This window comes from Formosa sp. S-31 (assembly GCF_051172795.1).
Taxonomy (GTDB): domain Bacteria; phylum Bacteroidota; class Bacteroidia; order Flavobacteriales; family Flavobacteriaceae; genus Formosa.
The window spans coordinates 194,853-207,400 of sequence record NZ_JAENDK010000003.1; the positions used below are offsets into that span (position 1 = coordinate 194,853).

The 12,548-nt window shown below is 37.5% G+C and carries 10 protein-coding genes; 5 read left to right on the plus strand and 5 right to left on the minus strand.

Features of this window, described 5'->3' with window-relative positions:
• The first annotated feature begins 10 nt into the window (after window positions 1-10).
• The 4 genes from I3217_RS05350 (at window position 11) to I3217_RS05365 (ending at window position 5,390) form a co-directional block, all read left to right on the plus strand.
• Entirely contained in the window at window positions 11-1,390 is a 1,380-nt protein-coding gene (locus I3217_RS05350) for an FGGY-family carbohydrate kinase (protein ID WP_435048717.1), read from the plus strand.
• Between the two features lie 68 nt (window positions 1,391-1,458).
• The gene (locus I3217_RS05355; protein WP_435048718.1) at window positions 1,459-2,748 is read left to right on the plus strand and encodes a class II aldolase/adducin family protein; all 1,290 of its coding nucleotides are present in this window, start codon (window positions 1,459-1,461) and stop codon (window positions 2,746-2,748) included.
• 27 nt (window positions 2,749-2,775) lie between these two features.
• Window positions 2,776-3,921, plus strand: coding sequence for an alpha-hydroxy acid oxidase (locus I3217_RS05360; RefSeq protein WP_435048719.1), 1,146 nt, complete (start codon window positions 2,776-2,778; stop codon window positions 3,919-3,921).
• A gap of 44 nt (window positions 3,922-3,965) precedes the next feature.
• Complete coding sequence (locus I3217_RS05365) at window positions 3,966-5,390, plus strand: purine-cytosine permease family protein (protein ID WP_435048802.1); 1,425 nt, start codon at window positions 3,966-3,968, stop codon at window positions 5,388-5,390.
• A 103-nt stretch (window positions 5,391-5,493) separates the two neighbouring features.
• Here I3217_RS05365 and I3217_RS05370 read toward each other — a convergent pair whose 3' ends face one another.
• The 5 genes from I3217_RS05370 to I3217_RS05390 form a co-directional block, all read right to left on the minus strand.
• Complete coding sequence (locus I3217_RS05370) at window positions 5,494-5,829, minus strand: L-rhamnose mutarotase (RefSeq protein ID WP_435048720.1); 336 nt, start codon at window positions 5,827-5,829, stop codon at window positions 5,494-5,496.
• Window positions 5,830-5,831: 2 nt separating this feature from the next.
• Complete coding sequence (gene fucP, locus I3217_RS05375; protein WP_435048721.1) at window positions 5,832-7,151, minus strand: L-fucose:H+ symporter permease; 1,320 nt, start codon at window positions 7,149-7,151, stop codon at window positions 5,832-5,834.
• A 10-nt stretch (window positions 7,152-7,161) separates the two neighbouring features.
• On the minus strand, window positions 7,162-7,947 hold the full coding sequence (locus I3217_RS05380) for an SDR family oxidoreductase (RefSeq protein ID WP_435048722.1): 786 nt from the start codon (window positions 7,945-7,947) through the stop codon (window positions 7,162-7,164).
• Between the two features lie 4 nt (window positions 7,948-7,951).
• A complete protein-coding gene (locus I3217_RS05385) occupies window positions 7,952-8,779 on the minus strand; it encodes an amidohydrolase family protein (protein ID WP_435048723.1) in 828 nt (275 codons plus the stop codon).
• 189 nt (window positions 8,780-8,968) lie between these two features.
• Window positions 8,969-9,322 (minus strand): carboxypeptidase-like regulatory domain-containing protein, encoded by a 354-nt coding sequence (locus I3217_RS05390; protein WP_435048724.1) that lies wholly within the window; start codon window positions 9,320-9,322, stop codon window positions 8,969-8,971.
• Window positions 9,323-9,907: 585 nt separating this feature from the next.
• Here I3217_RS05390 and I3217_RS05395 point away from each other — a divergent pair.
• A complete protein-coding gene (locus I3217_RS05395; RefSeq protein WP_435048725.1) occupies window positions 9,908-12,532 on the plus strand; it encodes an MGH1-like glycoside hydrolase domain-containing protein in 2,625 nt (874 codons plus the stop codon).
• The last annotated feature ends 16 nt before the right edge of the window (window positions 12,533-12,548 follow it).

Genomic DNA, 12,548 nt, shown 5'->3' on the forward strand with positions numbered 1-12,548 from the left:
TGACTAACTAATGAAAAAAGTTGTAACCGCAGTATTTGACATAGGAAAAACCAACAAAAAATTCTTTTTATTCGATAAAGATTTCAAGGAAGTATACAGAGCATATACCCGATTTGAAGAAATTAAAGACGAAGACGGTTATCCAACCGAAAATCTTCCAGCTTTACAGGAATGGTTAAAGGATTTATTTCACAAAATTCTTGAAAACAAAGACTATAAAGTTAAAGCCATAAATTTTTCAACTTACGGTGCCAGTTTTGTACATCTGGATGCCGAAGGCAAGGTGTTAACCCCATTATACAATTACACCAAACCCATGGACCAAGAGTGTATCGATTCGTTTTACGACAAATACGGACCGGAACTCACCTTTTCTCAGGAAACAGGCTCTTCCAATTCCGGAATGCTAAACTCAGGAATGCAGTTATACTGGCTTAAACACTACAAACCTGACGTCTTTAAAAAAATAAAATACAGTTTACATTTTCCTCAATATTTAAGTTACATCTTTACGGGTATTCCTTTAAGCGAATACACCAGCATTGGTTGCCATACTGCACTGTGGAATTATCAGATAAAAGATTACCACAGCTGGGTTTATAAAGAAGAGCTACACAAAATACTACCTCCTATTGTTTCTACAGAAACCAGTATAAACATGAATTATAATGGGAAACGCATAAAAATTGGTGTAGGCATTCACGATAGTTCTTCGGCATTATTACCGTATGTAAGAAGCATAAAAAAACCGTTTTTATTGGTATCGACAGGAACCTGGAGCATCTCATTAAATCCGTTTTTCGATGGTCAGCTAAGCGAAAACGACATTAAAGAAGGCTGTATTAATTATATGCGTATTAATGGTAAAGCTGTTAAATCGTCTCGTATTTTCTTAGGTAATTTTTACCGCCAGAATGTTCAGAAATTAGCAAGGCATTATCGCGTTTTCGATGATTACCATAAAACCGTAATTTTTGATTACGAAATGTATACTAAAATTACAGAAAACTTTAAACCGATTTTTAATTTAGATTCAGCCGATGCGTTAAATACAGAAGACATTGATTTTAATACGTTACCATACAAATGTTTCGAAACAGCGTATCATCATTTAATGCTTGAAATTGTCCTGTTACAGGTAAAAAGCATAGAAATAGCCAAAGGCGCTACAAAAATTAAAAAACTATATATAGACGGCGGATTTACAGCCAACGATGTGTATATAAATTTACTCTCGCATTACCTTAGAGACATGAAATTACGCACGACCACCTCATCTTTAGGGTCGGCCTTAGGTGCAGCCATTTCAATCTCAGATGTTAAACTAAACTCAAAATTCTTAAAACACAATTACGCTTTAAAAAAACATGTGCCCTTTATTATTAGTTAATTCAATAAAACACCTGTTTTTAATGTAATTGTATCAGAATAAAATATTAACCTTTAAGTACCAAAGGCATGTCGAAAAACAAAAAATTAGAACATCCAAGAGATCAGATTACTACTATAATCAGTAGAATTTATAAACGCGGCATGACCACTACTTCCGGTGGAAACATATCGATTATAGATGATGATGGACATATCTGGGTAACGCCTTCAGCAGTAGACAAAGGCTCTTTAAGACCATCGGATATTGTATGTGTTAAGAAAGATGGCACCATAGTGGGTAAGCATAAACCATCTTCAGAATTTCCTTTCCATAAAGCCATTTACGAATGTCGTCCGGATATTAAATCTGTAATTCACGCCCACCCTCCTGCACTAGTATCATTCAGTATAGTCAGAAAAATACCGAATACTAATGTTATTTCACAGGCCAAACACATTTGTGGTCCTATTGGTTATGCCAAATACGAATTACCAGGAAGCAGTACTTTAGGAGATGTTATTGCTGAAGAATTCAAGAAAGGCTATAAAGCTGTTATTATGGAAAACCATGGAACAGTATTAGGGGGCAGCGATTTAACCGATGCTTTCGAACGGTTTGAAACTTTGGAATTCTGCGCACGTACCATTTTATACGGCACACAGATTGGTACGCCTAACTATTTAAGTGATGAGCAGATTGATACATTCGAAGCTCAGGTAAAACAAACTATACCAGTTCAAGACAATACCACGCACCCATCGGACGAAGTTGAAAAACGTTTGGAAATTTGTAAAATTGTTCAACGTTCATGTCAGCAAGGTCTTATGATCAGCTCCTACGGCACGGTTTCCATGCGCTGGAAAGGCAACGATTTTCTGATTACGCCTACAGATGTAAACCGCTGGGACATGGATATGGAAGATATTGTTCAAATAAAAGATGGTAAACGGGAACCTGGGAAAAATCCGAGTAGAGCGACCTGGTTACATCAGGAAATTTACAAACGTAACCCTAAGATTAACTCCATAATCATGACCCAATCTCCATATTTAATGGCTTTTGGGATAACAAAAACCTACTTAAACGTACGTACCATTCCGGAAAGCTGGATCTTCCTGCAAGATATTCCTGCCATAGAATACGGTTCGCATTTTAAAGCCAATAACAATTCTATTATCATGGAAAACTGTTCCACAGCTTTAATCGTAGAAAACGATTCTGTAATTATTACCGGAGATAAACTATTGCAAACTTTCGATTATTTAGAAGTGGCCGAGTTTAGTGCAAAATCGATAGTTTTAGGAGCTTCTTTGGGTAATATGGTACCTATAGACGACAACCAGGTTGAAGATTTAAGAAAAAAATTCCTGAGCTAATAATTAACTAACTGACCCCTTAAAAATATGGCCCTAACATTCGACACCCGATACCCAGCTATAGAAGATTTACGAAATAAAGCCAAACAAAATATTCCCCGCTTTGCTTTCGAATATCTGGATGGTGGCTGTAATGAAGATATTAATTTACACAGAAACACGACTGAACTTCGCGATGTTCAGTTAAAACCACAATACATCAAAGAATACGACCAGTCTAGCATTAAGACCAAACTATTTGGAGTAGAATACGATGCTCCGGTTGGTGTGGCTCCAGTTGGACTGCAAGGTTTAATGTGGCCGAATTCACCTGAAATTCTGGCTAAGGCAGCATTTAAACACAATCTGCCTTTTATACTTAGTACTGTTACGACGAGCAGCATAGAACGCATAAGCGAACTTACGGAAGGAAAAGCCTGGTTTCAACTGTATCACCCGGCAGAAAACCGATTAAGAGACGATATTATTAATCGTGCAGCTGCTGCAGAATGCCCTGTACTTGTTATTTTATGCGACGTCCCTACCTTTGGATTTCGACCACGAGATATACGAAATGGATTGGCTATGCCCCCGAAAATGAGCGTTCAGAATATCATGCAGATTTTAGGAAAACCAAATTGGGCTTTACAAACTCTGAAACACGGTCAACCAAATTTTGAAACGCTTAAACCTTATATGCCTAAAGGATTAGACCTGAAGCAACTTGGTAAATTTATGGACCAGACTTTTTCCGGGCGCTTAAATGCAGAAAAAATAAAACCGATACGCGATATGTGGAAAGGCAAACTGGTATTAAAAGGTGTTGCATCTCTGGAAGATACCGAACAAGCCATAAAATTAGGTTTAGACGGTATTATCGTATCCAATCATGGCGGGCGACAATTGGATGCCGGAGAATCTACAATCAAACCTTTAAAATCTATAGCAGACACGTATGGCGATCAAATTGAAGTTATGGTCGACAGTGGATTACGATCAGGGCCGGATATTGCCCGAGCCATGGCCAGCGGTGCTAAATTCACCTTTATGGGCAGAACCTTTATGTACGGCACGGCGGCACTTGGAGCCAAAGGTGGCGACCATACCATGTCGCTTTTAAAAGTACAACTACAACAAATTATGGAGCAATTATGTTGCGAGCGTGTAACCGACCTTCCGCAACATCTTATTTAATATTAATACTCACAACCTTTAATTAAAACATGCTAACTGAACAAATGACACAAATAAGTATTGAAGAAGACGTTTTAGAAACTACTGCGGGAGGAGAATTTGAAAGAGAGCCCGTACCACAATCCAGATTAAAATCCTGGAAAAACTTTCTTGGCATGTATGCCGGAGAGCATGCTGCAGGTACAGAATTTGTTATCGGACCTCTGTTTTTAACTACCGGAGTAAGTGCCTTCGATCTTATTATCGGACTACTAATAGGAAATTTCCTGGCGGTTTTAAGCTGGCGTTTTTTAACAGCTCAGATTGCCGTAAAATTCCGTTTAACCTTATATTACCACTTAGAAAAAATATGTGGTAAAAATCTTGTAGTACTGTACAATTTAGCCAACGGTGTACTCTTCTGTTTTCTTGCCGGGTCTATGATAACCGTTTCTGCCACGGCCGTCGGAATTCCGTTTAATATGGAAATGCCAAAGTTAACGGACACCATGCCAAATGGTATTACCTGGATTGTAATTGTACTAGTCATTGGAGCGGTAATTTCTATGATAGCTGCCAAAGGCTACGAAACGGTTACTAAAGCCGCAAACTGGATGTCACCTATAATTGTACTGGCGTTTCTGGCCTGTGGTGTTGTAGCTTTATCTCAACTAGAAGTAACTAGTTTTTCAGACTTCTGGAATATCTGGGGAGAAGGTTCTGATCCGTTCCCGGGACAGGTAAAATACACCTTCTGGCATGTGGTAATCTGGTCCTGGTTTGCTAATGCTGCCATGCACGTGGGTATGTCTGATTTATCGGTATTCCGCTTTGCTAAACGCCCAAGAGCTGCCTGGACTACCGCTGCAGGTATGTATGTAGGCCATTATATGGCGTGGATTGCTGCAGCGCTATTATATGCCGTTTATCTAAAATCGCCGGAAGCTCAGGCTATCTTAGCTGGTGGTGAAGCACCTAGTGTTGCTCCGGGGCCCTTAGCCTATAATGCCATTGGTGTTTTCGGAATCATTGCTGTAATACTGGCCGGATGGACTACCGCTAACCCAACAATTTACAGAGCAGGTTTAGCATTCCAGGCTATAATCCCTAAAGTGTCTACATTCTGGGTAACCATTATCGCGGGAACTGTGGCTACTCTAGCTGGACTATTCCCAGCATTTGCCATGAAATTATTAGGTTTTGTTGCCTTGTATGGCTTTATCCTTGCTCCTGTAGGTGCTATAATCGTATTTGAATATTTCTTTGGAGAGAAATTCGGAATACAAAAATTCTTTGCTGAAAAAACCGGAATTAAATTTAATCCGGCGGTATTCTGGTCCTGGATTATCAGTTTTGGAATATTCTATTTTATCTCGGTTCAGTTTAATGTATTCCTTTCATTTTTAACTTTACCTGCCTGGTTATTATGTGGCGTATTATTCCTTGTATTCAGTAAAATTTACCAGAAAAAGTTTTCTAAACAAGCTTAAAAAAAACAATTATAATTTTCTTTCTTTTTATTCTAAAACGCCAGATACAACTTAGTTTGCTATCTGGCGTTTTTACTTTTTATAATATTTTTAAGCTTCAATTCTAAAGTTTAAAAATGGAATCCATCAACATCCATTTTTCTCCTGGCTTTGCCCAAGGTAATTGTTGCTGAAAAGTCCACATTAATGCTTCCCATTCCTGAACCTTATCGTTTTCTGCATCGCTTTCAGCCTTCGATTCAAAAGAAAAAGAATCGTTAACTTCCATAACCATAAAAAGGCGATTTCCAATATTAAATATTTCCATCTGTTCGATTCCCGAAGCCTTAATACTTTCTAATATTTCCGGCCATACATTTTTATGAAAGTCTTTATACGTTTCAAATAACTCCGGATCGTCTTTTAAATCGCAAGCGAGGTAATACCGTTTACTCTTCATATTTAAAAATTCTTTTTATAAACCATAATACCATAATAGCCTATTACAATAAAGCAGGCTGCCGGTAAAATATACGAAAAATTCACCTCTGGAACACCTAAAATTTTCACATCGGTATAGCCTAAGCCTCCTAAATCTAGAATCAATCCTTGTAACGTAGGCATTAATGCGCCGCCAACTATAGCCATAACCAAAAATGCAGCTCCAAACTTAGCATCTTCGCCCTGTCCTTCCAGTGCGATTCCATAAATGGTTGGAAACATGATGGACATAAAAAAGGAGATCCCTACTAAAGCATATAATCCAATCATTCCTGGAATAAATATGGTAATTAAAGTACACACTAAAGCACCTAAAGAAAAGATATATAATAATTGTCCGCTTTGTACATATTTTAATGATGCCGTACCTACCCATCTTCCTACAAGGAAAATGACTAAAGCACTGATTCCATAGGTGACTGCCGATTGATTATCGATGCCTATAGATTCGGCATATTGATACAAATAGGTCCAGCACATAATCTGTGCGCCCACATAAAACGCCTGAGCGATTACTCCCCATACAAACTTTTTGGAATGAAATAAGCGTTTTATGGATTCTGAGATATTTACTTTTGTTTCCTGATCTTTATTTTGAGGCATTTTAACAACTGCAATCATAACAAAAAATCCAATAACCACGAGACCTAATAACACATACGGATTTCTGATAACCTGTAAATCGGCAGTACGAATTAAAGCTTTTCCGGATTCATTCATGGTCTCAAACACAGAGGTTCCGTCCGCATTTAAATCATCCGACTGCAAAGACCCCAGGATAAACTTCTGAGCAATAATTAAACCTCCTAAGGCTCCTATGGGATTAAAAGCCTGTGCCAGATTAAGACGTTGAGTAGCGGTTGCTTCATCTCCCATAGATAAGATATACGGATTAGCCGTAGTTTCTAAAAAGGCTAAGCCAAAGGTTAAAATATACAAGGCGGCGAGAAAAAATCCAAAAGCCTCAAAAGCAGCCGCAGGATAAAATAATAAAGCACCTAAAGCATATAAAACAAGCCCTAATAACACGCCTTTTTTATAAGAATACTTATTTACAAATATTGCAGCAGGTAAGGCCATAGTAAAATACCCGCCGTAAAAGGCCATTTGTACCAGAGAAGCCTTAAAATTGTCCAGCTCCAGTACTTTTTTAAATGCAGAAACCATAGGGTTTGTAATATCATTTGCAAAGCCCCAAAGCGCAAATAAACTGGTGACTAATATAAATGGTAATAGAATGGTTTTATCGACTAATTTTGGTTTGGTAGTTAGTTTGTTCATAAGTTAAGTTTTAAGAAATCGCCCGATCAAGATGCGTATAACCACCATCTACAAAAATATACTGACCAGTGGTATGCGACGATTTTTCAGAAATTGTAAACAAGCAGGTGTCCGCTATTTCCTGTGGCGTCGTCATGCGCTTTTCTAGAGGAATTTTATCGACTATAGATTGTAAACGCTCCTCTCCGTCTTCAAGGGTTTTAATCCATGTATCGTAAGCAGGCGTCCAGCTTTCTGCAATAATTATAGCATTAACACGAATCTGATCTTCCAGTAAATCAACGGCCCATTCTCGGGTTAAACCGAGTACGCCCCCTTTAGAGGCCGCGTATCCAGAAGTCCCCCCTTGTCCTGTTAAACTTACTTTAGAACCAATATTTAAAATATTCCCGTTTACTTTTTTAAGAAGTGGCAAGCAAAACTTAGTCATGGCAAAAAAACTTGTCAAGTTAAGTTTTATAGACTTCATAAAGTCCTCTACCGACGCGTCCAGACCAGCCCCATCATTTACGCCCACATTATTAATAAGTGCATCAATCCGACCATATTTCTCGCCTATCTTTTTTGCCGTGGCTTCAACCTGAGCGGGATCGGACATATCAGTTTTATAAAACACCGAATCAATGCCTCTATCCTGCAATTGTTTCTCGTACGCAAATCCGCGATCGTTTCTACAAACAAGCACAGGAATAGCGCCTTCATTTGCCAAGGCATCTACAATGGTTTTCCCTATACTGCCTTCGATACCGGCAGCTCCTGTTACCACTACCACTTTATCTTTTAAATTTAAATCCATAGTTTTAAAGATTATAAAATTGCATAGCATTTTCACCCATAATTTTTGCTTGTTCCACTGGTGTTAATTTTGCTATATAGTTAGTTGTTAAAGTTTTTATTTCTGAATAATTTCCGGCCACTAGACATACAGGCCAGTCGGAACCGAATAACAAACGCTCCGTACCAAACGCTTCCAAAACCACATCCATATAAGGATTAATTTGCTCTGGAGTCCAGGTCTTATAATCGGCTTCTGTAACCATTCCGGACAGTTTACAGAATACATTTTCATGTTTGCCGATTTCCCGAATCAAGGCCGCCCAGCCATCAAAAAAACCATCTTTAATATACGGTTTGGCTATATGATCGATTACAAATTTCTGCTTTGGAAATCGCCTTATAAACTCAAGAGCTGCTCCCAACTGATGAGGAAATATTAAAATATCGTACGTGTAATTATGTTTGTCCAGGAGGGAAATCCCCTTTAAAAACTCAGGACGCAATAAAAAATTATGATCGGGTTCTCCCTGAACTACATGACGGAAACCTTTTAATTTTTCTTTCCCTTCATATTTAGACAGTTGTGCTTCCAGATTTTCAGCTCTTAAATCAAGCCAGCCTACTACTCCTTTAATAAAATTATGCTTTTGCGAAAGCTGTAATAGAAAATCAGTCTCTTCAGGTGTTTGATCGGCCTGTACAGCAACACAACCATCAATACCTTCAGCCTCATAAATAGCTTTTAAGTCTTCCGGAAGAAAATTGCGCCTAATTGCAGACATAGTATCATCTATCCAGTCGTGTTTTTGTTCATTATAAACCCAGAAGTGTTGATGGCTGTCTATAATCATAGTGATTTCTTTTTAACTATACATAAAAATCATAAAATAACTTTTAGTTGTCTCTTTGTTTGTAAACTACCAAATAATCTTAGATTTCATTAGTATATCTTCAAAAAAAATGGTACTCTAAAAAACTTCAGAGTACCATTAAAATGATATTATAATTTATAAAAATTAACTTTTTGTCATACGTAAATTTCACTCATTAGATCCTCCATAATTTACGATAACAGCTTTTTCTAATGCCTTTTTATCTTCATGCATAGTTAATTCAATACGTTTTGCATCTCCAACTGTTTTTTCCTCTGGTTTTAATCCTGCTGATGAAAACACTAAGATACTGCCTTCATTTACTTCTATGGAAAAATTACCTTTAGTATCTGAAAGCACGCCATTATTAGTCCCTTTTTCTATAATAATGACTCCTGAAAGCTCTTTTCCTGATTCATCTTTTATTTTTCCGGTAATAATTTTATTTTCCTGAGCAAAACTCGTCACCCAGAATAGACAAATCAGTAATGTCGGGAATATTTTTAATGTTCTTTGACTCATGGTTTAACTTTTCTAAATATAGTAATTAGTTGTTTTTTATATGAATTTTTACCGAATCGACTTACGAAAACGTTTTCAAATTCCAAATATATTAATTAAACTCAAATAATCTATCCTGCTCTGTGCTGTTAATTTAAATTTTTATTTACAATTTATTAATACTAAAAATAAGCTATCAACTCCAGGTCCTTTCCGTCTCCATAGCAATAATCTTTACTGAATAATTTCAATAGATATTTCATCTGTCTTTATTGAGAAACATCAAAAACAAAAAATCAAGTATTAATTTACAATACCAACAACTAAATGCAACCGAAGATTTCACAAAAACACAAAATCTATTTTCCATTTCAATCAATTTCAGTCTTTAATTTTAAACAAATAACAAATTCACAACTAATTAACTACCAATTAAACAATACTTTACCCAAAGCCTCCAATCTGTTTAAATAAGTTTTATTTTTATACAACAGTTATGTGATTTTATCATGACAGAACACATAATTTATTAAATTGAACTTTAGGTTGTTTTTTGGATGACGTACTAAAAAAACAACCTGGCTCAAAATAAATCTTAAGGAATATATGACACATAATATTCATGAATTAGATCGATTATCGATATTTGACCCCTATAAAAACTGGAAAAACTGGGGACCTTATTTAGCCGAAAGACAATGGGGCACCGTGCGTGAAGATTACAGTGAAAACGGAGATGCATGGGAATTTGTTTCGCACGATAAAGCAAGAAGTAATGCATATCGCTGGGGAGAAGAAGGTATTGCCGGATTCTGCGATGCCCGACAGATTCTTTGTCTGGCACCAGCCTTTTGGAATGGTAAAGACCCCATTTTAAAAGAACGCCTTTTCGGGCTTACAAACAATGAAGGAAATCATGGGGAAGATGTCAAAGAACTCTATTACCACCTAGCCTCTTCGCCTACGCATTCTTACTGCAAATACCTGTATAAATACCCTCAAAATGCATTTCCTTACTCCGAATTGCTCCAGAAAAACAAACGCAGTCGAGAAGAAAGTGAATATGAAATTTTAGACACTTCCTGCTTTGACGACGATGCCTATTTTGATTGTTATATAGAATATGCCAAAGCAGATGTCGATGACATTTTAATGAAAATTACAATTGTTAATCGCGCTCCTAAAACAGCTTCAATTCATGTGCTTCCACATTTGTGGTACCGGAATTTCTGGAAACACAATACTAACTTCTCGAGACCCAACATGAAACCCATGTCGAAGGACTCTGTTGAAGCAAGAAGCACCCGAAATGGACGTTACTTTTTCTACCATGAAGGCGGAAATCAGCTCTTCTGTGAAAACGAAACCAATAACGCTCTTATTTACAATACTGAAAATAATGTTAAATATGTAAAAGACGGGATAAACGACTATATTGTTTCAGGTAAATACACTATTAATCCGGAAAAAACCGGCTCTAAACTCGCCATCTGGCATCATTTTACTCTGGCTGCCGGACAGGAAAAATCGATTAGGGTCAGACTAAGCAAAAGTAAAAAAGAACAGCCCTTTTCTGATTTTGAATCTATTTTCGATTTACGAAAAAAAGACTGTAAGGCCTTTTATAACGACATTGTAAGTAAACACATATCTAAACCGCATCAAGATATAGTAAAAAGTGCTTTTGCTGGTTTGTTATGGACCAAACAATTTTATTATTACGATGTTTTTAAATGGCTTTTTGGCGGACCTGGCGAAACGACGCCGCATAGAAATAACCCCAGAAATTATAGCTGGCAACATCTAACAAACAGACATATCATTTCCATGCCCGACAAATGGGAATACCCATGGTATGCCGCCTGGGATCTGGCTTTCCACATGGCATCTTTTGTTGAAGTAGACCCTTATTTTGCTAAAGAACAGCTCCTGCTCGTCCTTCGGGAAAATTATATGCATCCCAACGGACAAATTCCTGCCTATGAATGGAATTTCAGCGACGTAAACCCTCCCGTGCATTCCTGGGCAGTATGGAATGTGTATGAAAAAGACAAAAAAAGATACGGGCAAGGTGATGTGGATTTTCTGGAAAAAGCGTTCCAGAAACTCCTTATTAATTTCACCTGGTGGGTCAACCAGAAAGACCAGAATGGCACCGACTTATTTGAGGGTGGCTTTCTTGGCCTGGATAATATTGGTGTATTCGACCGCAACCATATGCCGCCGGGCATAACAAGAATGCAACAGGCCGATGCGACCAGCTGGATGGCTATGTTTACCTTAAATATGCTACGGATGTCGCTAGAACTGGCAAGAAAAAACAATGCTTACGAAGAGGCTGCGTCTAAGTTTTTCCGACACTTCTTGAATATAGCCTGGGCCATGCACCATATTGGAAAAAAAGACATCTCGCTCTGGGACGATGAAGATAATTTTTACTACGATGTTATTGAAATGGAATCCGGAGCTACAGACAGACTAAAAGTGCGTTCTTTAGTTGGAATAATCCCAATGTTTGCTGTAGATGTCATTAATAAAGAACTCTTCGACCAGTTAAAAGAATTCAAGGCTAGAGCTGTTGAAATAGTAAAAACACGACCAGATTTAGCCTCTTTAATTTACAAGATTGAAGAAACCAACGCAGAGGGCAATTATTTGTTTTCTGTAATGCGCGATTACCGATTGGATCATATTTTAAAACACTTACTGGATGAAAATGAGTTCCTTTCGGATTACGGTATACGTTCGCTTTCAAAATATCACGAAAAACATCCGTTCGTCTTCCTTTACCATGGGCACCATCAAATTCAGTACGAACCTGGAGAAAGTCAATCCAATATGTTTGGAGGTAATTCTAACTGGCGAGGGCCAATCTGGCTGCCTCTAAACTACATGATTATACAATCCCTACGTAAATACCACGAGTTTTACAAAGACACTTACACCCACGAATTCCCAACGGGCTCTGGTAATAAACTAAATTTAAACCAGATTGCCAACGAACTCAGTAAACGCCTGATAAAACTTTTTGAACGCAACTCCGATGGTAAATTTCAATACCATTCAGACGACCACAACAAGGTATATGAAACGAATGAACATTTTAAAAATTTACACCTGTTTTATGAATTTTTCGACGGAGATACAGGAAAAGGCCTGGGTGCTGCACACCAGACCGGCTGGACCGCTTTAATAGGCAACTTGATTATGGAATTAGAAAATAACAAGTAATACAAAAAAAAAAAAA

Coding starts and splice junctions, on each gene's coding strand:
- I3217_RS05390 (WP_435048724.1), bottom strand. CDS start 9,322: ATGAGTCAAAGAACATTAAAAATATTCCCGACATTACTGATTTGTCTA.
- I3217_RS05385 (WP_435048723.1), bottom strand. CDS start 8,779: ATGATTATAGACAGCCATCAACACTTCTGGGTTTATAATGAACAAAAA.
- I3217_RS05360 (WP_435048719.1), top strand. CDS start 2,776: ATGGCCCTAACATTCGACACCCGATACCCAGCTATAGAAGATTTACGA.
- I3217_RS05355 (WP_435048718.1), top strand. CDS start 1,459: ATGTCGAAAAACAAAAAATTAGAACATCCAAGAGATCAGATTACTACT.
- I3217_RS05380 (WP_435048722.1), bottom strand. CDS start 7,947: ATGGATTTAAATTTAAAAGATAAAGTGGTAGTGGTAACAGGAGCTGCC.
- I3217_RS05350 (WP_435048717.1), top strand. CDS start 11: ATGAAAAAAGTTGTAACCGCAGTATTTGACATAGGAAAAACCAACAAA.
- I3217_RS05370 (WP_435048720.1), bottom strand. CDS start 5,829: ATGAAGAGTAAACGGTATTACCTCGCTTGCGATTTAAAAGACGATCCG.
- I3217_RS05395 (WP_435048725.1), top strand. CDS start 9,908: ATGACACATAATATTCATGAATTAGATCGATTATCGATATTTGACCCC.
- I3217_RS05365 (WP_435048802.1), top strand. CDS start 3,966: ATGACACAAATAAGTATTGAAGAAGACGTTTTAGAAACTACTGCGGGA.
- fucP (WP_435048721.1), bottom strand. CDS start 7,151: ATGAACAAACTAACTACCAAACCAAAATTAGTCGATAAAACCATTCTA.